Below are 23,494 nucleotides of genomic sequence, written 5' to 3' on the forward strand. Positions count from 1 at the left end.
GAGAAGATATGGAATTAGGAACAATTGAATGGACCGTACAACTTCGGTTCATTATAGCTCTTGCGCTTGGCTTCCTTGTTGGCCTCGAAAGAGAAAGTATAAAAGTTGACCAAAAGCTTGTTTTTGGCGGTGTGCGCACACATCCTATCATCAGCATGTTTGGTTTCGGATGCGCATGGCTGTACCAGATCGGGGCAACTGCTATGCTGCCCGTGGGATTATTGGCGATTGCCACACTCACCGGCATTGCTTTCGTCGCAAAAATCCGTGTCGATCGTTTTGGCACCACAAGCGAGGTCTCTGCATTACTCACATTTGTCACAGGTGCATTGGCACTGCTGGTAGATGTATGGATAGCGATGGCGTTGGGTGTCATGAATACCATGCTGCTCTCAGAAAAAGCCATGCTCGAATCCTACGTGGAACGGCTCAGCAAAGTGGAGTTTTTGGCAACAGTCAAATTTATTTTGGTGACTGTCATTATTTTGCCTGTCCTCCCAAACCAAGAATTTACACAATTCCATATCAATCCATTCAAAATCTGGCAAATTGTTATCATCGTTTCCACGCTGGGGTTTGTCGGATATTTATTAGAGAAAAAATTTGGATCCAAGCTCGGATTATGGATGTCGGGAATATTCGGAGGCATTGTTTCTAGCACGGCGGTAACGCTTTCAATGGGGCATATGGCAAAGCGAAATCCATCGCGCAGCAGCAGTGCATTGCAGGCGGCATTGCTTGCAAGCAGTGTGATGTATCTCCGTGTGTTAGTGTTGATCTGGTTCATCAATGCCTCGTTTATTCCAAAACTCTGGCCGCGTTTTGTTTTTCTTGCGGCCGTGGGCGTTGTGTTGTCGCTGCGAATAACCAGGAAGGAACTGCCTGCATCAGAATCGGAAGTGCCGGATTTACAGAACCCCTTTGAAATCCGTCCTGCAATTGGTTTCGCATTGCTCTTTGTCCTTCTCTCTATCGTAACAAGATTCGTGAAATCCACTCTGGGAAATTCCGGACTGCTGGCTGTATCCGCGATCGTTGGTGTCTCTGATATCGATCCCTTCATCCTGTCGTTAGTGCAGGGATCGGACGGAACAGTACATATATTTACGTCGGCAATTATTCTTGCGATGATGAGCAACACTATTGCAAAAGCAATTTATTTTTGGTCACTCTCTCCGATGACAAGGAAAGAGACTGCGTTGAAGTATTCCATCTATGCAGTGCTCCACATCCCGTTTATAGTATGGTAACAAAAGCAGTGAACGATGAGGAACATAGTACATATATATCCACGAGCGGGGCAGCCATGACATTCTCTAAAATATCTCAGTGTGGTGTTTTAGTACTTGCTTGTTTGTTGTCATTATCCTGTTCAACGACATCCTACAGAGAAGTGTATCCCATGCTCACAGACGGCAGATACGATTCTGAATTTCCATATCGCGGATGTTCTGAACAACTTGAACGGATTTCAGAATCTGTAAGGATGGTCAGTTGCATTGCATATTATAAAAGCTGGGTGTTTCCATTAGAGGCAAAAATCCGCCTCAAAGACATCCACGATCCATTCTTCAAAGAAAAAGCAGAAAAAGAAGTGTATTTGAATCAGGTTGCATCAGGAAGTGCGACAGTGATATATTATGAGAATAAGAAAATTGCAATGCTGACGTGCGCACACGTTGTCGACTTCAACGATACAGTGTATACTTTTTATCGTGGAGAAGATAGGCAACAAACAGAATTCATCCAAAGTATCGCTTTGAAAGATCGCCAGATAAATTACGCCAGTGCAATTCCGGGAGCGCGTAATTTAGAAATCTTAGCGCTCGACAAAGAAAATGATATGGCAATTTTGGGACAGAGAATCGAATCCTCTGGTGTTTCTGCTATTACTGTTTTCGATTATCCGATCGGAAAGGCAAAAGAACTTGAATGGGGAGCGTTTGTATACTTGTTTGGATACCCTGCCGGATATCGGATCGTGACAAAAGCAATTGTCAGCAATCCTAACCGGGATAAATATGGATCATTCCTCACAGATGCTGTTTTCAATAGGGGATTCAGCGGAGGCATTGTGCTCGCCATCCGCGATGGCGTTCCGAATTTTGAATTAGTGGGAATGATGAAATTAGTTCCCGGACGTCAACAATACTATTTGACTCCTGCCAAGGTAGGGGAATCTATTGAGTTTGATTCCACTATTCCATTTAAAGGCGATGTGTATGCTGAAAGTCGAACTGATATAATTTATGGTGTAGCTCCTGCAATTCCGGCAGAATTAATAGTAGATTTTCTACAAACGAATCAATCCAAGCTCATCGGCCAGGGATATGATTTGCGATCTTTTCTCGAACGCCCGTCCATTGTAAAGCCAGAGAAAAAATGAATCTTGTAGAAAGCATACGCACAGCCGGTGTTGTTGGATGCGGCGGTGCTGGATTCCCTTCTCAAGTGAAAGCCGCATCGAAAGCAGACATTGTCGTTGCCAACGGGGCGGAGTGCGAACCGCTTCTTCACAAAGATTTAGAATTGATGATGCGGGAGCCGGAGGCAATCGTAGGCGGAGTGAAATTGTTGATGTCGGCGACAGGTGCGCAGCAGGGAATCATCGGTGTAAAAAAGAAGTATGAAGAGAAGTTAGATGGAATAAAATTAGCACTGCGCGGGACGAATATTACAGTACAATTTCTTGGAGATTATTATCCGACAGGCGACGAATATGTGCTTGTGTACGAAACAACGAAACGTCTTATTCCTCCGCAAGGAATTCCTCTCGATGTCGGCGTTGTTGTACACAACGTAGAAACACTTCGGAATCTCCATCGCGCAGATCAAGATCTTCCGTCCATCACAAAATATATTTCCGTAGCCGGTGCTGTTGCGCATCCTTCCACATTTGAAGTACCTATCGGTATATCATTCGCCGATGTCTTGAAAGCGGCGGGAGGCGTTACAGTTCCTGATTATGCAGTGTTCGTAAGCGGAATCATGATGGGAAAACTCGAAACAGATATGACGCTTCCGATCACCAAAACCTGCGCGGGACTGATCGTTCTTCCAACGACACATCGACTTGTGCAAAGAAAAAGCTTACCAGCGGACGCGATGCATCGCATTGGAAAATCGGCATGCGATCAATGCAGCTTCTGTACGGAGTTCTGCCCGCGCTATTTATTAGGGTATGATGTTCAGCCGCACAAAGTCATGCGGAGCTTGTCCTTCACAGCTACGGGAGAAGATATTTGGAATCAATCGGCGCAATTGTGCTGCGCGTGCGGTCTATGCACACTGTATGCCTGCCCGGAAGATCTCTATCCAAAGGAAGCTTGTGATAAGGCAAAAAGCGATTTACGTACGAAGGGAATAAAATGGAGTGGCGACCGCGATGTTCATATTCATCCAATTTATGACGGAAGGCATGTCCCGCTGAAAAAGCTCGTAGCCAAATTGGGAATAGAAGAATATGACGTGCTGGCTCACTTTGTCGAGAAAAAATTCTCTCCTGATCAAATCCGGCTGCCGCTTTTACAGCATCTTGGAGCGCCCGCAAAAGCAATTGTATCGATCGGACAGCGAGTAAATGCTGGTGAAGCTGTCGCAGATATACCGGAAGGAAAACTTGGTGCACGCATTCATGCGAGCATTGATGGACAGGTGAAAACAGTAGATGGCGAGATTGTTATCGAACGAGCTTGAAAGATGAGACGACCATGGAAATGAACGCAATAGGATTAATTGAATTAACTAGTATTGCGGCTGGTTTTAATTCTGCTGACGCAATGCTGAAAGCATCTGCTGTGGAATTAATACTTTCGCGCAGTATATGCTCCGGCAAATATATGGTGCTTATAGGCGGCGATGTGGCAGCAGTGCGTGCGAGTGTTGACGCGGGAAAAGAAGCAAGCAGGGGAATGATCATAGATACATTTGTTATTCCGAATATTCATCCGGATATATTCCCTGCTATTTCCGGTACAACGCAAGTGCAGATGCTCGAAGCGCTTGGAATTGTTGAATCGTTCAGTGTTGCTTCGCTTATCGAAGCTGCGGATGCCGCTGTCAAGACTGCACGCGTACAATTGATAGAAATTCGTTTGGCGATGGCGCTCGGCGGAAAAGCATTCGTTACAATGACCGGCGATGTTGCTTCCGTGAAGTCCGCGGTTGATGCTGCAGCGGCGGTGTGTTCGGAACGTGGATTGTTAGTGAACAAAGTTGTCATTCCTAATCCGCGCAAAGAATTGTTAAAAGAAATCGTCTAAATTATTATTCCCTAGAGTGAACTTTTTTCCAGTACCGCCGTATTACTGTGCGTGAAGAAAAAATCAAATAGTAACACCATGACCCCAAGAATACCTCGTTTTCTTCAAGGTTTGCACAATATTCTTACCCGCGATCTCACATGGGATGATTTAAATAAATCACTGAATGAAGATATGCGCGGGATGTACGAATTCTATACAAGAAGCATAAAATCAGTTGAGGGGGAGCGAAGAGGAATAAAACGATCGGTTAAATTTGTGTGGCATCTCTTCGTTGCTTTCCTCTTGAAACTTACACCGCCGCGGCGGTTGATGTATGCCATCGCGTTTGTGTTTATTATCGTTGCAGTGTCGGAAGGCAAGACTGCGTCTGCGGTCTATTCTTTTATCATTGTTACATTTTTATTAGCAATGGAGCTTGCCGACAAACTGATTACAAAAGATGAATTGGGTATTGCACGGGACATTCAACTGAGTCTTCAGCCGGATAGCGATGTGATCGTTCCGGGATATCAACTCGCCGCGCATAGCGAAGCGGCAAAGCAGGTCGGCGGCGACTATTATGATATTCTCAATCTTTCGGATAGCAGTACGCTGGCTGTCATTGGTGATGTGTCCGGGAAAGGTATTTCATCGGCGTTGTATGTCGTAAAGATGCAGACGGCTCTTCAGCTCTATACAGCTGAAACGAACGATCCTCGGGAATTACTCATTCGGCTTAATTCGCATGTGTTCGGACAGCTGAAACGAAATTATTTCCTTTCACTTCTCTTGGTAAAACTGCTTTCCGATGGAAAAGTGGAATTGTGCCGTGCAGGTCATCCGCCGGCTCTCTTGTGCCGGGCAGCTGATAAGTCTATTACATGGCTCAAGCCCAATGGCATTGCTGTGGGGATGGCGCCCTCATCTAACGGCGATACTGGATCTGAGCAGAAGACAAATTGTTTTGGTAATTCATTAGAAACACAGTCTGTTCAATTGGAACAAGGCGATGTGCTTTTCCTTTTTACAGATGGCGTGATCGAATCAGTCGATACGGATGGAAAAGAATATGGACTGGAAAGAATTGCTGATCTGGTCAAATACTGCGCAGGAGAAACAGTGGAACAAATGCGTCAGCATATTATTAGCGAACTCACCCGGCATCGCGCAGGAGCGGATCTGAGAGACGATACTACATTTGTGCTTTTGAAACGGACATAACTCATTTCAGGTTCTTCCTGGTTGTAGCAGACGAATCTACACTCTTCTGTGTCTTCAGTAACTCACTCACTTTAGAAAATATAAATCCTTTAGCGCGAAGCGCTTGAATAATCTCCGGTAAAACCTCGGCTGTGTGCCAGCCCCGGCCATTTATGTGCATGACGATAATGGAACCATTTCGTGCGCTTGTGGCAACGTACTGAATAAGGCGTTCTCTCGAGATTGTAGAGTCCGGATCGCCGGATGCGAGATCGTACATTACTGTGGTAAGCCCAATGTTCTGTGTGATGGAATCAACTCGCTGATCTGTCTCGCAATACGGAGGGCGAAAAAGTTTTGACGAAGTTCCAGCAATACTCTTCAACAGAGTTTCCGTTCGTTCAAGCTCCTGCCTTATGCTGTCATCTGAAATTGTCGTACAATGCGGATGTGAATAACTATGGTTGCCTAACTCAAATCCCGGTACCAGTGCAAGTTTCTTTGCAATGTTTCGATGTTTGACAATCCATTTACCGCTGAGGAACAATGTTGCAGGCACACCGGAATCAATAAGAGTTTTGACTATACGTTCATCAAATCCGCCGTGTGTATAAGAAGGGCACGCATCGAACGTCAGTGCAATCTTCTTTTCGTGTCTGGAACCATGGAATAATACCTGCGCATTGGCTTGTTGAGGCTGCAGTAAAACAACACAAAGAAGAAGGATCATTTGGAAGAGTGATATCATAAATTAAAAGAGCAAGGTGTGTATATAAAAATGCCTCTTAGAAAGCAAGAGGCACATAGTAAGTTCACTTTGAATTCGTGTTTAGTGGAATGAATGTCCTCCTCGAACATGGCCTGCTGTAACACTCAAGCCAATGCGTTGACGATTCGTGATCTGGTTTCTGAGTTTTAACTTAAACTCAGTGCTTTCCAGTTTTCGTTGGAGCATCTTGCTTGTTTTTAGCTCCTTCGGCAGTTGTACGTTTGCAGGTTTCATTAACCCCTCCTTATGTTTATGTAAGAAGAATAAACTAATGAATTCAGGTACCTGCAAGATGATACTGACTTGCTATACAATTGTCAAGTGCTAACTCAAAATTTCTTTTACAGTGCAGTCAGTACTTTTTTGAGAGTATCGGGAAGAAATTCCCGACACCACAAATTATGGATACGGGTGTGCGGCATAGGCCAGAAAATCCGCCGCCGAAGAATCCACCGACAGAACCAGCAAAGTAAAACGAATCCCAACCCCCCGTTCCGATTGAACTGCATCGGAACTTCCCCCCTTCAATTTGAAGGGGGGATATGGGGGGTTCGGTTTTATGGAATGACAGTATAGACGCGATCGATTTGCCTACCGGCTTGTTGTGTGAATGTCCTGACCGATCCTAAAAAAGACGTAGTTCTACGAAAAAAGATAGTGGGCTATTTTAGATTCCCGCTTACAATCCGCGGGAATGACATTCTTCTTTCTTTTTGTCATTCCCGAATGATTCTATCGGGAATCTATCTTTAAAATAATTAACTTTGTGAAAATAGCCCACAACCCCGAAAACACATCAATTATTATTCCTAGTGAGTGTCGGGAAACAACTCCCGATATAACAAATTAAAGATACGGGTGTGCGGCATAGGCCAGAAACTCCGCCGCCGAAGAATCCACCGACAGAACCAGCAAAGTAAAACCAACCCCTCCCTTTTCCCTCCCCTATAGGGGAGGGGTAGGGTGGGGTTGCAGTTCGGTCTGGTGAAATGACTTTGTATCCGTGATCGGTTTGCTCGTCGGTTTATTGTGTGGATGACCTGACCGATCCTTGAGAGTGTCGGGAAGAAATTCCCGACACCACAGCGTATGGATATAGTTAAACGGTAATTATTGTTTGGAGAGTTTTAAAAGATGCTGCCGTGCTTCATCCTGCTGGTATTTCTCGCGAAGGCTTTTCGGCTGCATTGCCAGGATGTGACGCAGGGAAGAGGCGGCTTGCCCCGTATCTCCCATCGCTTGATAGGTCAAGTAAAGTTCGAAATACGCGTATGAATTAGCCGGATCGTAATGCAGTGCGGTTTTCAGATTCTGTTCCGATGCCGTTAGCGTTCCGGATAGGTTTTCGCCGAACACTACGCGGACAATGCCTTTCTCGATCCAACTGAGCTTGGATCCTTCCCGTTCGAAGATGGCACGAATGACATACGGATATGAAAACGTTGAATCCCGCTCCAGCGATTTCTGCACATGCTGCTTTACTTCTTTCCCCATGGCAATCTTCTTCCAAACTCCGATGAAGGGCAGAAGACTTCCTTTGGCAAGAGCGTTCCAGAATTGCGTCTCCGCACTGTCGGGATAATAATGCGCAAGCGAGTCTGCATACATGACGGCTGTGCGGTATTCCGATTCCGACACTTTATCGTTCCACAGATGAATTTTTCCGTTGTCGTTATAGATGCGCACCATCCGGAGGAGCGTAGTATAATCTGTCGGGGATTCTTTGTATGCCTGTCCGTATTCCGTCAATGCATTCTTGTTGTCGAGAGCAAGATAGTATTCATCACCGCGTGCCAGATGATTTGCACCGGGCGGATGAGCGAAGAATAGGATGAGAGCGATGTATAAAGTGAACATAAATATGTCGTATAGTACTTGCTATTATTATAAACATTTTCGTCTTCATATAAAACATACATTTGTCCTTAGTGAGTTCCACGCAACCCACCATCACGCTGACTTGTTGGGTGATCGTCCTGACCGATCCTGGATCTCTCATAGTCGCTACTGCTCATAGGCTCATCTGCTCACATACTCATAGACTCACAGACTCATTTATTCATAACCTCGTTCCCAAACTCCGTTTGAGCGTATAAAATCATTCCGGCGTTAGCCGGATGCTATAAAAACGCAGACATTATAATAGCTAATATATCAAGGACCTGCTTCGAAATAACCGTGGAAGCGGAGCTTCTGTAAGTTTCAATCCCAAGCAGAACTTGGGATCGAGAATAAATTTTAAGAGTCGTGTCATCTATTACTCATTTACTCAAAGGCTCATTGACTAATTTACTCATAGTCTCAATGTCTCTGCGCCAGAGGCCTGCCCGCCGTTCCACTTTGGCAGGCGGGCGCATCCGCCTTTGGTGGAAATCTCTCATAGCCGCTACTATTTATTTACTCATACTCTCATAATATCAATATCTCTTGGTCTTAACAGCGCCTCAGTTCTTCTGCTTACCTGTTTCTACTCAACAACTCATAGACTCAAAGACTTAACTACTCATAGGCTCAACTGCTTACTGGCTTATTCGCTCATTGGCTCTTCTGCTCACTTGCATCTCAAGTAAAGCATTGTTACCATAACGGTGGTTTTGCAGGTTGTACCCGTTGGGAGTTCGGGATTCAACTTTACCTCTGATAGAATTTCACAACAAGAACAGAAAGTCCATCCAGGGACTTATTCTACCGGGCAAAGCGCGTTACAAAAAATTTCGAGAAGCCTCCAACGATCTTTTAGGAAAAGAACGATGGAGGCTTTTTGTGTTTATTGCGAACAATATATAGACAAAGTCTGGCTGGTCATCCATTAGGTTGCGTTTTGAAATAATAAGGCAGCATTCATTAGTAGAATAAAAGCGTCGAAGTATGGGGATAGGCTATGCTAAGTTCTGATTTAAAGGAGGCTTTTTCACAAGAAAATATTGAACAAGCATGGTTGTGGACTAGAACAAATTCGAATAGAGAATATAAGCAGTACTTCCGACATATCTATCGAGCTTATGCAATTACAATTCCACGATCTCTTCAGTACTTGCGTAATAGATTAAACAAAGAAACCTTTACTCCATCTTATGCTACAAAATTTTATTTCCCCAAGAAGTCTGGTATCCTGAGACCTTACTCTCTTCTTTGTGTAGAAGATCAGATAGTTTACCAAGCATTGGTCAATATTGTGGCTAATAAGCTGGTAAGACAAGTTGGCTCAAGATATCAAAAAAGTATTTTCGGAAACTTATATGCTGGCAAAAAAAGTCTATATTTCTATCAAGATTGGCGAAAAGGATACGGAGCGTTCTCTGAAGTCATCAGAGATACAGTAGATCGTGGTTTTATCTATTCAGCTTCATTTGACCTTACTGCTTGTTACGATTCAATTGATCATAAAGTCCTCTGCCATTTTCTTGAAAAGCTTGGTCTTCAGAAGGAGTTCTGCAAGTTTCTTTGTGATTGTCTTCTTCATTGGACTGTGGCACAAAATGAACGTCCAATATTTATTGGTCATGGTATTCCTCAAGGCCCATTACCCTCTGGATTGTTATCTGAAGTTGTTTTAAGGCATTTTGATGAAGATAAGCGCAATCCAAGACAAATTACCTACTTCCGTTATGTTGATGACATCAGACTTTTTTCAAAATCAGAATCTTCGCTTCGAAGTGAACTTGTCAAGCTTGATAAAAGCAGTAAAGAAATTGGTCTTTTCCCTCAAAGTGGAAAGATAGAAATACACAAAGTTAAAAACATCGATGAGGAGATTAAAAGCATAAGTCATCCTCCTGAATGGGAAGCAATGTCTTTTGATCCAAATCAGAAATCAATTAGAGATAGACTTGTCAAATTAACACCACGATATAAAGTTTCGAATGAAACTCGATTCAAATATGTTCTTGGTCGCGCCGCACCAAAAGCTGAACTTGCTGAGCGTCTTCTAAAGGTTGTTGAGAAGCAACCACATCTCTATCGTTCAATATTTGGCCACTTAACGAGAGCACCCAAACTCTCCTCAAAGGTATCTTCTCTGTGTATTAAATTACTTAAGACGAACGATCTTTATGCTTCATTCTCTGCTTCGCTTATTCGATCTGTGCGCGATAATCTAAATAAAAAGCAGTTACCTAATTTATACAATTATTGTCGATCTCGTCTTAATGGTCGATTTCTTACGAGCGATCCCGAGCTTCGAGCTGTTGTTGTCGGCGTGCTTCTAAAAAACGGTAAACTCACATGGGCTCAAGCCAAGTACAATGTTTCTTGGAGTCAAAGTTGGTGGGTTCGTTCAGCAATTATCGGTGATATTAATATTTCTCTAATCGGTATTCCTTCTTACCAGAATTTAATTGATTTACTAATGCGAGATCGATCGCCAGATGTGTCAGTAGTTGCAGTTGAGCATCTTCTTAGTGCAGCACTTCATCCTGCAGGCAATCTCGGTGAAATTAATATCATAGGGCAATATGGTCTTCGCAATGCAGGTGAAACTGGAAGAGTCGTTGAAGGAGTTTGCATATTATCTCGCTTCATTATTTCCACACTAGGAAATCGAACTGCAGGAATACGTTGGAAGAATATTTGTGGCAATAAATATACCGATATCCTCGGTAAAATTGTACGTTGGGCTGCTTATGCGCAAACAGATGCAACTGCCTGGGTGAATCTAACTGACACAATTAATGATTTAATTTTGGATAGGCTTTTTCAGCATGATAGTACAATTGGTAATCGTATCCTTGGTAATTTTGGTTCAGTCATGCAAGCCGGTAGTAGGTTTGCACATAAATATCCTTTATTGTACAATGCAGTTATCACAATACATAAACGTCGCCTCGAATCAGATCTAAGTCATGCGATAACAAGAGGATCAGGACGAATAACTCGACCAATTCGTTTTAAAGAAATTCCTAGGCTTAAGACACTACTCTCGTCTGGATATAATGAGCTTTGGAGAAAGTGGTGAAATACTAAAAGCTGCCTTTTTATTGAACGTGTTTTGTACCAATTTCCTAAGAGAAAATATAAATGAAGATCAAATCAGAATATACTGGAACGATATTGTCGGTCGGATATGTGCATCTTAACCCATTTACCGCAACAGAATCACAATTAAAGGAGCTCTCTTCAATACGTGAAAGAGTAATACCTGTGATATCTGACATCTATAAGATGAAAGTTCAAATAATCTCAGACTATGAAGAAGGCTCTCTTAAAAGTTGGCTTTGGATTGCAGGTACTCTTTATATTGGCATTGGCAACTATGGTGAATTCCGTAGTGGGGTCGAATATCTTGCAAAAGACGCTAAGATGGTCGCAGAAAAATTAAACGAATTGGTTATCCACGATTTCAAGCCCAACGAGTCTCAAATATTTCGAGTTGAGAGACGTACGGCTGTTCCTGGAATTCTAAAAGTTGTTATACACAAAGTTGATTCTCTTGCTGCAAATATCAACGATATGTCTCCACACCAAGTCAAGGAGCAATTGCTCGATATAGACCACACTCTCCAACGTGCTGTTGATCTCTCTAGCGTTAATGAAGACCAGACATATATGATAAAAGAAACCATTAATCTTCTTGATGAACATTTTCCTGTTCAACCAACAAGTCAGCAACAGAATAAAATACCTGTATATGCTTGGCGAAAGGAACTTGAACTATTAGTTCAAGAGACTCAATCTTCAGAATCCAGAAGAGTCATCAGTAGAATTTATCTTCACTAAAAAGAATTTTCAATATGAATATTAACAAAACATAACCTAACCAGGCGCTCCCGCCAAATAAGATGGCGGGTAAGCAAACTCAACTTGTCCAAGTGATTGAATCACGCGAAGTGCGATACTAAATTTGAAAGTAAGGAACGTGAGTTCATTTCATTATCAATAAGGTGAAAAATATCAACGTCGCAGCTTTGCGCCAGCCCGTTAAACTTTTTCGAGGAAATTGATGAAAGCTTGGGAAAGGCGGTTGAAGGATTTATCGATGATACTCAACACCTGCCATAGGTATTATTTTGAGCCTGAGCGGTTTCGCTTGAGCTTAAATCAATTTCTTCAGACTTCGAGAACGGTGACTTTCATTATTCAAAAGAAAAAGGATGAAATCCCAGATTTTGATAAGTGGTATGAGCAGGCAACTTTATTTTGGAAACATGATAAAATTCTCTTGTGGGCTAAAGACTCAAGAAATGTAATTGAGAAGATGGGCGATCTTGATCTATTTAGTTTTATCAAAATATCTTTGGTGAGATCGTACATTGAAGCTCAGGATACAGTTGTTCAAATTCAAGAAGATAAATATCTCTTCGTAGCAATAACAGAAATCTATAACTATTTGAAAACGGAATTGACCTTTATTTCTGATGATGAATGGGCGATAAAAGTCGAACGCCGGTGGACAGCAAATACGCTCCCCAATGAAGAGCTATTATGGGTTCTCAATATGATATATTATCACCAGTATCAAATCTGCAAAGAAGCTTGTAATCAAGTAGGATCAACTCTGTCGACTGAAATTCCCGAACCAATAGAAATGGACACTGGGTTAAAGGATTCACGTCATATCCGCTATATAGACTCGGAAGGCCAAGAGTTTAAACAACTCAAGGCTTTTCGAATTGATAGAGATCCCGGATTCAAGGCCAATAAAAAGCTTCTAGATAAACAACGGGAGCGTTTTAAAAAGATAGATAACTTTGAAGTTGGTATGGAAATCCTCTCGAATAATGCAGCAGAATTATTCATCCATGATGGATACCATATACCAATGCTTTTCTCTTTTGACTCGAAGATGAATCTGATCGACCTCATTTCAGCAGCATTCTACAATAGCGCCGTAAAATTTATATTCTGGCGTGAAATAGCGGACCGTTTAGCAAGTCAGAATCCGTATTGCATGTATTTTGTTTCTGAAGCATGGATTAGGAAAATGCCAGATGACATCTCAAGATATCACGCAATATCAAGTCTTCCTATCAGGGGAGAGATGCTTCAAGTTGTTGGCATTACAAACAAAGGGGAATTCTTACATAAATGCTTTGAAATCACCAGACATCGTTTTGATCATCCAACGCTTGGAGAGTGTAAATCTATATACAATGACGATGGAAAAATACCTCAGTTCCTTCAGCCAGTTGCAGAAGCAATTTCTATTAAACGAAGGGAAAATGTCTAACCAAGCACTCCCGCCCAACAAGATGGCGGATAAACAAGCTCGGCTCATCCAGAAGGAAGAAAAGATTTATCGGCTGCTGGTGGTGAAGGTGAAGTATTTTGAGTGGAGAAAGCCTCGAAAAAATTAAAGTAATCTTGAAGGAATATTTATGAAAGCGGTTGTATACACAAAATATGGATCGCCGGATGTTCTTCAACTCAAGGACATCGAGAAACCTGCGCCCAAGAAGAATGAAGTCCTGATAAAGATTCATGCGGCGTCCGTCAATGCATATGACTGGCATTTCCTGACCGCTGACATATTCTTGTTACGTCTGATGGGCGGGGGACTGCTTAAACCCAAATTTACTGGACTCGGCGCCGACATAGCGGGCCGGGTTGAAGCGGTTGGAAAAAACGTCAAGCAGTTTCAGCCGGGTGATGAGGTCTTCGGGATGGTGCGGGGCGGTTTTGCCGAGTATGCATGTGCTCTTGAAGATGGATTGGCGCTGAAACCGTCCAATCTATCGTTCGAGGAAGCAGCAGCCGTACCTATGGCGGCGGTCACTGCTCTGCAGGGCCTGCGCGATGAAGGGCGGATTCAAGCAGGACAAAAAGTTTTGATCAATGGTGCCTCGGGCGGCGTGGGAACATTTGCGGTGCAGATTGCCAAATCATTCGGGGCTGAAGTGACCGCCGTGTGCAGCACGAGGAACGTGGATCAGGCGCGCTCGCTTGGGGCAGACCATGTGATCGATTACACCAAAGAAGATTTTACCCAAGGCGGTCAGCAGTATGACCTCATTTTTGCTGCAAACGGATATCATCCGCTTTCAGCTTATAAGCGCGCCTTAACTCCCAAAGGTATTTATGTGATGGCGGGAGGATCCAAGGCACAAATTTTCCAGGCTATGCTCTTGGGATCGTGGATGTCGGAAAAAGGCGGCAGGAAAATGGGAGGCGTATCGGCAAAACGAAGCCAAAAAGATTTGCTTATTCTCAAAGAGCTTCTGGAAGCGGGCAAAGTCATCCCCGTTATCGATAGACGGTATCCGTTACAAGAGGCAGCCGAAGCGCTTCGGTATCTTGGAGCAGGACATGCTCGAGGGAAGGTAGTAATAACTATGGAAGAACGAGTATGATACGCTCAGGATGTTGGAGATGGAAAGTGTAGAGTCCAGCTCGTAGCTGGACAAAAAGCAGGAAAAGAACTTGAATGTCCGACTGCGAGTCGGACGCTACGTAGCTGACGATAAGCCTTGGGATGAAAAAGATTGTGGAGTGGAAAGCGTAGAATCCGAAGATCACAACGGACAATTGTGGATGTTTTATCCGATCGGTGATCGGATTCTACGGTGAAAAGAATCGATAAAGGTTGATCCCATCCCATTCAAAACCGGTAAGACACAAAAAGAGAGAGTAGAGTCCGATGATTACATCGGACATTCCTGGATTAATCATCCGATCGGTGATCGGATCCTACGATGAGAAGATATGATGAAGGATGATCACATCGGACAATTGCGAGTGAACGATCCGATCGGTGATCGGATTCTACAGAACCATTCACACACTCAAAAACTTTTCCCATCTTCTAAATAACTCAGCCGTTGCCTGCAAATCCCGAAGATTGTATTCCGCTATTTCTCGAAATCGTTTCTCGTCAGTTAATTGTTTCATATCCAATCCGGTTACGCCATGCGCTTTCGGACTTTCAATGCCGAAAGACTTGCAATAGAAATCTAAATTAAACTTGCGCAGTGCACCGTAAAACGTGAATTGTTCAAGCAAATCGCAATGAATGGACGCATCGTACCGGTACGGCATCAGGTTGCGTGTCGGTTGGACCTGGAGAATCGCAGAGCGCAGCATCAAGAACGGACAGTCGAATCCGCGCCCGTTGAACGTCACGAATTGGTCATAATGTCCGATATCCAGCCAGAACTGTTCAACAATTTCTTTCTCGCTTCCCGATTTGAAATGCACGAGTTCATCATCCGAATGATAATCCAGCTTCTCATCCGATTGGAAAAGAATCTTGGCGCGATTCGTTTCAGGATTCAACATGCCAATGGCGATAATTTGTGCGGTGGTCGGGTAGAGACTGAGCTTCTGGATTGTTTCAAGACGTTCTGCATCTGTCTCAGCAAACTTCAGTAAATATTTTTGCTGGATTTCATCAAACGATTCGACAGGGAAGCCAAGGGTTTCAATATCAAGCACGACGTGCGACATAGTATCCCCTTTCTAAGCAGTGATGCGGTAGTTTTTCAACCCCCAATAGCTTTCAACAGCTGATGACTTAAGAATTGTTGCAATCGGTATGGCGAGCAGCATACCGGCAATTCCCATCATAGAGTTTCCAATGATGAGAACTAAAATCACCGTCACCGGATGCATATCGACCGACTTGGAAAAGCAAAGCGGCTGAATGACAATATTATCGAGCAGCTGCATCAGAATGATCGAGACAGCGAGAATGGGAAATACCTGCCTGAAATCTCCGCATTGTGAAAGAGAAATCAGAATCGCCGGAACAACGCCAAAGAACGGTCCTACATACGGAATGAGATTTGAGATTCCGGCGATAATGCCGAGTAGAATTGCGTAATTCACACCGATCAGATAAAAACCGGCAATGTTCAGTACGCCGACAATAACAGAATCGAGAATCCAGCCTCGCAAGTAGCCGACGAGCTCTTTCTGAATTTTATCGAGCGCATTGAGAACCATTTCAAAGTACTTATTGGGAACCCGCTCGATGAATTTCTTGGCTGCTGTATCGCCTTCAGCAAGAATGAAGAACGTGATGAAAGGGACGATAACGAGGTTCACAAGAAATCCGGCGGCGGAAGCGAGGAACCCGCTCAATCCCTCTAATCCGCTTTGAACAAACGCATGTACTTTTTGCGTCACTGTTTCCGGATCGAGGAATGGAATATTCGCCGTTAAGCTGATAGCGGCTTCGTTCAATTTCTGGTCAAATGGAAAGTTCTTAAATCCATCGTACAATATTTGGAGCCGTTCAATGATCATTGGAATAAATACAATACCCATCAAGATGAGACTGCCGCCAATAAGAAGAAAAACAATGCTCACGGAAAATATTCTACGTATGCCGCATCGGAATTCGAGGAAAGCGACAAGGGGACGAAGAATGAACGCTGAAAGGATGGAGATGATGAGTGTCAGAACCAGATCCGGGAAGAAGGAACTAATCCAGAACCCGCCAATAATGATTCCAAGAAGGAGGAGCACCTTTACCAAAGGCCTATTGGATGTTGCCATCATGAGACGTTTGTGTTCTGTTGACATGATCTTTTAAGCTGTGATAGTGTAGTGTTTCAAAGCCCAGTATGTTTCCGTTGCTGACACGCGAAGAATCGTTGCGATAGGAATGGAAATGATCATTCCTGAAACTCCCATGAGTTGATGTCCGATGAGAAGTGTGAGTACCACCGCGACAGGATGCATATCCAGCGACTTGCCAAAACACAGTGGCTGCAGGACAAGGTCATCGATAAGCCGGACGATTCCGGTGAGAATTACAATCGGTAACACCATCCTGAAATCGCCCGTCTGCGTCAAAGATGCGAAGAGCGCAAGGCAGGCACCGGCAATAAACCCAAGATACGGAACAAGGTTGGCAATTCCCGTCAGCACACCAATAATGATTGCATAAGGAATACCGATAATCATGAATCCTATGATTGAGATTACTCCGACAATACTGCACTCAAGAATCAACCCTCGCAGGTAGGAGACAAGTTCTTTCCCGACCTTGTCCATAATATTCAGCGACATCTCAAAATATTTATTCGGAATTTTCTCCACAAATGTTTTTATCCCAATGTCGCCTTCTGCTAAAATGAAATACGTGATGAAGGGAATGATGAGAAGATTTGCCAGATAAGAAACCGCAGTGTTCGTTGCATCGCCGGCAGAGAGAATGATCCGCTGTATAAACTCGTGAACCTTACTATCAATGGTTGAGGAATTCACAAAAGGCATGTGTGCTGTCATTTCCTTTGCTGCCACGGTCAACTTCGCTTCAAATGGAAATTGCCGTAGCTGCTCATACATCAGCCGGAGGCGGGCGATCAGGAACGGAATTGTTTCAACCAATGTAAGGACAACAATTCCTCCCACCAGGAAGAAGACCACACCAATAGCAACTCCGCGTTTCAGATTAAGTCTGGATTCTAAGATACGAACAAGCGGTTTGAGTACGAACGCTATAAGAGTGGACAGGATCAACGTTAACACAAGATCAGGAAAGAACGACGCGATCCAGAAAAGGAAAATAATAAGTCCTAAGAACGCAATGACTTTGAGAAATGGTTTGTTCGATAGGGAAGCTGAAGCAAGCATCGGTTAGCGATCCAGTGTGGTGTGAATAGTTTTGAGTGCAATCTCATAAGAAAATCCGCGGCGAAGAAGAAAATCGAGAAGACGTTTTTTTCGTTTCTCTTCGTCAATACTTTTTTTTGAGTAGTGCGTCAATTGAATTTTACGTTTTGCCGCTTGAAGTGCAGACGCCTGCTGGCTCTGCGGTGAAATCAACTCGGCAAGTACCATATCGGCCATGGACGATGTAATTCCTTTGGCAAGCAGTTGCATCCGCAAAAGTGCCTGACCCGTTGGTTTTCGTTTCAGCCGGTCACGCACAAATAAGCGGGCAAATTCGAGATCGTTCACCATGCGCGCGGATTGAAGCTGGCGTGTTACATCTTCAGCACACGCTCGCTCGAAACCTTTCTTAATCAAATGATCGATAATCTCTTTTGCACTTCGCTGTCGATACGACAAATAATTGATCGCAATATTTTTCGCCTGCGTCTCAGCTTCCGTCGATTTGATTTTGTCGACAGATGGCTCATCAAGATCATCGCCGGTACGCAAGCCGCACTTACCGATCGTCCAATCGCTCAGTTCTAATGCCGGTACGCCGTCGAGATGCACGCTGTACCGCTGGCGCCTTCCGCGCAATCTTTTGATTTTAGTAATAATCAATGTAATTACTTAGTATTAATATTACAATTCTTTTTCGACAATCCCTTATATGGTGCAGTCCTAATAAAGAATTGCCGGTTACTTCAATAGAATTAATTTTTTTGTTTCGCTAAACGAACCTGCTTGTAAACGGTAAAAGTAAAGCCCACTTGGCCTATTTGCCGCGTTCCATTGATATATGTATGTTCCTGCCGACTTTTGTTCGTTTACAAGAGTTGCTATTTCGCACCCTAATAAATTATAAATCTTCAAATTTACATAACTGGATTTTGGCAGCTGATACCCGATTACTGTTGTCGGATTGAAGGGATTGGGATAATTCTGTTCAAGTGAGAATACTGTTGGTACATTAAGTGCAGCAAGCTCAACAGAAAGTGAAGCATCTGGTGCTCCATTTACTTCATTCGAGTATCCACTTTCATTTCCTGCACTATCGATGGCTGTAATGCGAAGGTAATATCTTGTACCATTCACTAGTCCTGTGAATGTCTTCGATGTATCCGCTGTTCCTCCAGTTGTTGAATCCACTTTTATTGTAGAACTTGGCGATGTGCTGCGATAGATCCGATATCGCAAGAAGTCTGACTCTGTGTTCTTTTGCCATTTAATAGCAATAGTTTGACTAGAAGAATCCGTAACAACAAGTGCTTGTGGTGGAGCAGGTGCGATTCGATCAGCAGTTGTTGCATTTACTTCGTTCGAGTATCCACTTTCATTTCCTGCACTATCTACCGCCGTTACGCGGAGGTAGTATCTTGTACCATTCGTTAATCCCGTGAATATCTTTGTCGTATCGGCTATTGTTGAATCCACTTTTATTGTAGGACTTGGCGATGTGCTGCGATAAATCCGATAACGTAAGAAGTCTGACTCTGTGTTCTTTCGCCATTTTATGGTGATGGTTTTGCTGGACGAATCCGTGACAACAAGTGCCTGTGGTGGAGCAGGGGCAACTCGATCTGCAGGTGCTGAATTTACTTCATTCGAGTATCCACTTTCATTTCCTGCACTATCTACCGCCGTTATACGGAAGTAGTATCTTGTACTATTTGTTAATCCGGTGAACGTTTTCGACGTATCTGCTATACCACCAGTCGTCGAATCCACTTTTGTTGTAGGACTTGATGATGTCCTGCGATAGATACGATAACGCAAGAAGTCTGACTCTGTGTTCTTTTGCCATTTAATAGCAATAGTATGACTAGAGGAATCCGTAACAACAAGTGCCTGCGGTGCAGCAGGGGCAACTCGATCTGTAGGTACTGCATTTACTTCATTCGAGTATCCACTTTCATTTCCTGCACTATCGATGGCTGTTATGCGAAGGTAATATCTTGTACCATTCGTTAAACCTGTGAACTTCTTCGACGTATCTGCTGTTCCTCCAGTTGTTGAATCCACTTTTAGTGTAGGACTTGGCGAAGTGTCACGATAAATCCGATATCGCAAGAAGTCTGACTCTGTATTCTTTCGCCATTTAATAGTAATAGTTTGACTAGATGAATCCGTAACAGCAAGGTTGTGTGGTGGAGCAGGGGCAACTCGATCTGCAGGTGCTGCATTTACTTCGTTCGAGTATCCACTTTCATTTCCTGCACTATCGATGGCTGTTATGCGAAGGTAATATCTTGTACCATTCGTTAATCCCGTGAACATCTTTGTCGTATCGGCTATTGTTGAATCCACTTTTATTGGTGGACTTGATGATGTGCCACGATATATACGATATCGCAAGAAGTCTGACTCTGTATTCTTTTGCCATTTAATGGTAATAGTTTGACTAGAAGAATCTGTAACAACAAGTGCCTGTGGTGGAGCAGGGGCAACTCGATCTGCAGGTGCTCCATTTACTTCGTTCGAGTACCCACTTTCATTTCCTGCACTATCGATAGCTGTTATTCGAAGGTAGTATCTTGTACCATTCACTAGTCCTGTGAATGTCTTCGATGTATCCGCTGTTCCTCCAATCGTTGAATCCACTTTTATTGTAGGACTTGGTGATGTACCGCGATAGATACGATAACGCAAGAAGTCTGACTCTGTATTCTTTCTCCACTTAATAGCAATAGTCTGTCTTGAGGAATCCGTGACAACAAGACCCGTTGGGGGATCAGGAATGATACTCAGGTTCTTTAAAATAGAAATGGTGGTGGACCAATTATTTGCAACTGCAAGGTCAAGAGAACCATCGCCATTGAAATCTCCTGCTATAACTGAGGTTGGATAGCTTCCAACACTCGGCGTGGAGGTTTGTGTAAATGTACCGCTTCCATTATTCAAGAGAATGGAAACCGTATTGGAATTACTATTTGCAACCGCAAGGTCAAGAGAGCCATCACCATTGAAATCTCCTGCTATAACTGAGGTTGTAGAGTTTCCAACACTTGGCGTGGAGGTTTGTGTAAATGTGCCACTCCCATTATTAATTAGAATGGAAACCGTACCGTAACTATTATTATTGTTTGTAATCGCAAGGTCAAGAGAGCCATCAGCATTGAAATCTCCAGCTGTGATTGAACTCGGATAACTCCCAACACTCAGCGTGGAGGTTTGTGTAAATGTGCCAGTCCCATTATTAAGTAGAATGGAAACCGTACCGTAACTATTTATTTTTTGGTTAATAACCGCAAGGTCAAGAGAGCCATCAGCATTGAAATCTCCAGCTGAGATTGAACCCGGATAACTCCCAACACTCAGCGAGGAGTTTTTTGTAAATGTACCGATTCCATTATTCAAGAAAATGGAAACCATATTGGAATCACTATTTACCACCGCAAGGTCAAGAGAGCCATCGCCATTGAAATCTCCGGATATAATTGATCTTGGAAAGCCCCCCACACTCAGTATGGAGGTTTGTGTAAATGAGCCGCTTCCATTATTCAAGAGGATGGAAACCGTTCTGGAACCGTTATTTCCAATTGCAAGGTCAAGAGAACCATCGCTATTAAAATCTCCGGATGTGATTTCAGCGGGATTACTCCCAACACTCGGAGCGGAGTTCTTTGTAAATAAGCCGCTTCCATTATTCAAGAGGATGGAAACCGTGCTGGAACCGTTATTTACAATTGCAAGGTCAAGAGAACCATCACCATCAAAATCTCCTGCTTTAACTGATATTGGATTTATTCCAGCAAATGGCGTGGAGGTTTGTATATACTTACCAGTGCCTCCATTGCTTTGCGTCGTAAAGCTAAGTGTATAATTCTTTGTAAGCGAATCGCCTGCCGCATTTTTAATACCGCGTGTCAATGTCGTTGTAACAACCTCGCCGTATTTAAAAGGCGAAGTTGGCGTTATCGTTACGGTGTTAGTCGAACTGCTATAGTTGTATGTAGCTGAATGTAAGCCGCTGAGAGAACCGTTGATTTTAATTGTTGAATTGTTAAGTGTGGGAGAAATAATATCATTTGAAAAAGTAACAATGATATTTGCGTTCTTCGCAACATTGAGTGCATTGCAGGTTGGGGTGTAGGAGACGATAATGGGTAAGGTGTTTCCGGTTCCTTGAATTGTAAAGTTATATGGATTTTCATTAAAATCGTTGTTGGCAATACTTATTGTAGCCGATTGTATACTTGGCCCACTCGGATTATATCGTATAGTTAAAGTGGTCCAACTGTTTGGAGCCAGAGATGTCGTTGAAGGCTGAGAAGTCACAGTAAAATCATTTGAGCCACTGATTTGCGCGATAGGCGAACCTGTCAACCGCAATGTATCATCACCTGTGCTATATATCAAAAATTCGTGTTTCACACTACTGCCAATACTTACCGAACCGAAATCCGTACCATTAGTTACCGTTGCTATTGTATTTCCATTAGTAATGGAATTACCGTTTCCCCGGATATCTATTTCCGGCACGCCTAGTTGAACTATTGTTACTCCTATTTGTTGTAATCCACTATATGTGCCTCCCCAGGTCATTGTATGTGTGCTATAATCCCATGTGTCATGAAGGTACACGAGATTGGTTGCATCATCGTATCCTATACCGACTATCGTATGTCCCTTAAGGTGGATCATAACCGGTCGACCGGCATCGATTTCAGCTTTGTATTGGGCAAATGTAAATCCAGCAGAAAGACCATTGTGTCCATCAATATACTGATTGTACATGTTTGTGACCGTATAACCTCTGGATTCATAGAAAAGTTTTATACCGTATCCACCATCTTCGTTTTCTACATTCCAAACTAATATATTCCAGGGTGTCGCCGGCAAGTTATCGGTTCTGAAATTGAAGATTGTTGCACCATCTAAATTATATCCATTGGGATCTGGTACAATCCATTTGTTCGCTTTCATAAAATCGGCTGTACAATCTCCCAGAGTATGTTCTTCCCAGCCATTGGTCACAAATGGGTCTGGTCCCTTCGCATTGTATAAAATCCAATAATCATCCACATGTCCTCGTGTTGTCCGTCCATCCAGTCCATTCTGCGTGGCACTCAATGGACACTGTTTATTAGTATCTCCATTGATCACTACTGATGGCCAAGAACTATTGTCTAGCGGCATGACGCCAGCGTTGGTTTGCCCTGTGTACATATTGCCATACCTATGTCTGTCGTAATATCCAGCTATCATAGCTGCTGAAGTAGGAGAGCAGCCAAAACTCCAGTCGAATGCAGGCACTTCCGTAATCATGTTTATACCGACAGTTTTATTCGATCGGAGCATTGATGCTGTGACTCGCACTAAACCTGGAGGTGGCTTTGGCGGGCCAGCAATGGTAATCCTATCAAACGTTGTCCCATCACCCGCTGTTATTTTTTGAATAGAAAAATACTTTTTCTGCTGCGCATTTGTTGCGTTCTGGGTCGCAACTTGGTTTTGTGCAATCAGGTTTGAACTGAGAATAAAAGCTAGTAGTGTAAGCAAGAATCGATTCATCATTTTTCCCCATCCCTAATTAAAAGTTGATTATCGAATGCTTTTTATTGAGGTTGTGTAAAAGTTGTATCAATTCTTGTTTAACTCTTGCCCGACGACTGTGTAGTTCTTCAGTATATGCAGCTTATATTCTGATCCCGAAAGAATCGTGACACGATGAGAAAAATACTCTTTATATAATCAGATATCTGGCGAATTAGTTCTCTGTTTTCTAAAAAAGATTCGTTATCAA

Annotated in this window: 19 protein-coding genes; 11 read left to right on the plus strand and 8 right to left on the minus strand. The window is 43.2% G+C overall.

Annotated features, from left to right (window positions below; genetic code table 11):
* Positions 1 to 8 precede the first annotated feature (8 nt).
* From NTX44_01555 to NTX44_01575, 5 genes are all read left to right on the plus strand, one after another.
* Entirely contained in the window at positions 9 to 1,250 is a 1,242-nt protein-coding gene (locus tag NTX44_01555; GenBank protein ID MCX6120287.1) for an MgtC/SapB family protein, read from the plus strand.
* A complete protein-coding gene (locus NTX44_01560; GenBank protein MCX6120288.1) occupies positions 1,244 to 2,386 on the plus strand; it encodes a serine protease in 1,143 nt (380 codons plus the stop codon). The genes NTX44_01555 and NTX44_01560 overlap by 7 nt, the downstream gene beginning before the upstream one ends.
* The gene (locus tag NTX44_01565) at positions 2,383 to 3,696 is read left to right on the plus strand and encodes a 4Fe-4S dicluster domain-containing protein (GenBank protein ID MCX6120289.1); all 1,314 of its coding nucleotides are present in this window, start codon (positions 2,383 to 2,385) and stop codon (positions 3,694 to 3,696) included. Before NTX44_01560 ends, NTX44_01565 begins: the two co-directional genes overlap by 4 nt.
* Positions 3,697 to 3,710: 14 nt before the next feature.
* Complete coding sequence (locus NTX44_01570; GenBank protein ID MCX6120290.1) at positions 3,711 to 4,262, plus strand: BMC domain-containing protein; 552 nt, start codon at positions 3,711 to 3,713, stop codon at positions 4,260 to 4,262.
* Between the two features lie 78 nt (positions 4,263 to 4,340).
* Positions 4,341 to 5,465: a PP2C family protein-serine/threonine phosphatase gene (locus NTX44_01575; protein ID MCX6120291.1), complete on the plus strand. Its 1,125-nt coding sequence runs from the start codon at positions 4,341 to 4,343 to the stop codon at positions 5,463 to 5,465.
* A gap of 1 nt (position 5,466) precedes the next feature.
* Here NTX44_01575 and NTX44_01580 read toward each other — a convergent pair whose 3' ends face one another.
* The 3 genes from NTX44_01580 to NTX44_01590 all read right to left on the minus strand — a co-directional run bounded on the left by NTX44_01580 (position 5,467) and on the right by NTX44_01590 (position 8,070).
* Positions 5,467 to 6,174, minus strand: coding sequence for a polysaccharide deacetylase family protein (locus NTX44_01580; protein ID MCX6120292.1), 708 nt, complete (start codon positions 6,172 to 6,174; stop codon positions 5,467 to 5,469).
* Between the two features lie 99 nt (positions 6,175 to 6,273).
* Positions 6,274 to 6,447: a hypothetical protein gene (locus tag NTX44_01585; protein MCX6120293.1), complete on the minus strand. Its 174-nt coding sequence runs from the start codon at positions 6,445 to 6,447 to the stop codon at positions 6,274 to 6,276.
* 876 nt (positions 6,448 to 7,323) lie between these two features.
* The gene (locus NTX44_01590; protein MCX6120294.1) at positions 7,324 to 8,070 is read right to left on the minus strand and encodes a hypothetical protein; all 747 of its coding nucleotides are present in this window, start codon (positions 8,068 to 8,070) and stop codon (positions 7,324 to 7,326) included.
* 1,024 nt (positions 8,071 to 9,094) lie between these two features.
* Here NTX44_01590 and NTX44_01595 point away from each other — a divergent pair.
* From NTX44_01595 to NTX44_01620, 6 genes are all read left to right on the plus strand, one after another.
* Positions 9,095 to 11,167 carry an RNA-directed DNA polymerase gene (locus tag NTX44_01595; GenBank protein ID MCX6120295.1) on the plus strand — a complete coding sequence of 691 codons (2,073 nt, stop codon included), beginning with the start codon at positions 9,095 to 9,097 and terminating at the stop codon, positions 11,165 to 11,167.
* A gap of 62 nt (positions 11,168 to 11,229) precedes the next feature.
* Positions 11,230 to 11,928 (plus strand): hypothetical protein, encoded by a 699-nt coding sequence (locus tag NTX44_01600; GenBank protein MCX6120296.1) that lies wholly within the window; start codon positions 11,230 to 11,232, stop codon positions 11,926 to 11,928.
* Between the two features lie 223 nt (positions 11,929 to 12,151).
* Positions 12,152 to 13,378, plus strand: a complete 1,227-nt coding sequence (locus tag NTX44_01605; protein ID MCX6120297.1) for a hypothetical protein — start codon at positions 12,152 to 12,154, stop codon at positions 13,376 to 13,378.
* On the plus strand, positions 13,371 to 13,505 hold the full coding sequence (locus NTX44_01610; protein ID MCX6120298.1) for a hypothetical protein: 135 nt from the start codon (positions 13,371 to 13,373) through the stop codon (positions 13,503 to 13,505). The genes NTX44_01605 and NTX44_01610 overlap by 8 nt, the downstream gene beginning before the upstream one ends.
* Positions 13,506 to 13,526: 21 nt before the next feature.
* A complete protein-coding gene (locus NTX44_01615) occupies positions 13,527 to 14,498 on the plus strand; it encodes an NAD(P)-dependent alcohol dehydrogenase (GenBank protein MCX6120299.1) in 972 nt (323 codons plus the stop codon).
* A gap of 70 nt (positions 14,499 to 14,568) precedes the next feature.
* Complete coding sequence (locus NTX44_01620) at positions 14,569 to 14,715, plus strand: hypothetical protein (GenBank protein MCX6120300.1); 147 nt, start codon at positions 14,569 to 14,571, stop codon at positions 14,713 to 14,715.
* Between the two features lie 207 nt (positions 14,716 to 14,922).
* Here NTX44_01620 and NTX44_01625 read toward each other — a convergent pair whose 3' ends face one another.
* The 5 genes from NTX44_01625 to NTX44_01645 all read right to left on the minus strand — a co-directional run bounded on the left by NTX44_01625 (position 14,923) and on the right by NTX44_01645 (position 23,265).
* Positions 14,923 to 15,591, minus strand: coding sequence for a ribonuclease H-like domain-containing protein (locus NTX44_01625; GenBank protein ID MCX6120301.1), 669 nt, complete (start codon positions 15,589 to 15,591; stop codon positions 14,923 to 14,925).
* Between the two features lie 12 nt (positions 15,592 to 15,603).
* Positions 15,604 to 16,671, minus strand: a complete 1,068-nt coding sequence (locus NTX44_01630; GenBank protein ID MCX6120302.1) for an AI-2E family transporter — start codon at positions 16,669 to 16,671, stop codon at positions 15,604 to 15,606.
* Between the two features lie 6 nt (positions 16,672 to 16,677).
* Complete coding sequence (locus NTX44_01635) at positions 16,678 to 17,727, minus strand: AI-2E family transporter (GenBank protein MCX6120303.1); 1,050 nt, start codon at positions 17,725 to 17,727, stop codon at positions 16,678 to 16,680.
* Positions 17,728 to 17,730: 3 nt separating this feature from the next.
* Complete coding sequence (locus NTX44_01640; protein MCX6120304.1) at positions 17,731 to 18,369, minus strand: RecX family transcriptional regulator; 639 nt, start codon at positions 18,367 to 18,369, stop codon at positions 17,731 to 17,733.
* Positions 18,370 to 18,447: 78 nt separating this feature from the next.
* A complete protein-coding gene (locus tag NTX44_01645; protein ID MCX6120305.1) occupies positions 18,448 to 23,265 on the minus strand; it encodes an FG-GAP-like repeat-containing protein in 4,818 nt (1,605 codons plus the stop codon).
* Positions 23,266 to 23,494 lie beyond the last annotated feature (229 nt).

The sequence above is a fragment of the Ignavibacteriales bacterium genome, from assembly GCA_026390575.1.
Lineage (GTDB): Bacteria > Bacteroidota > Ignavibacteria > UBA10030 > UBA10030 > Fen-1298.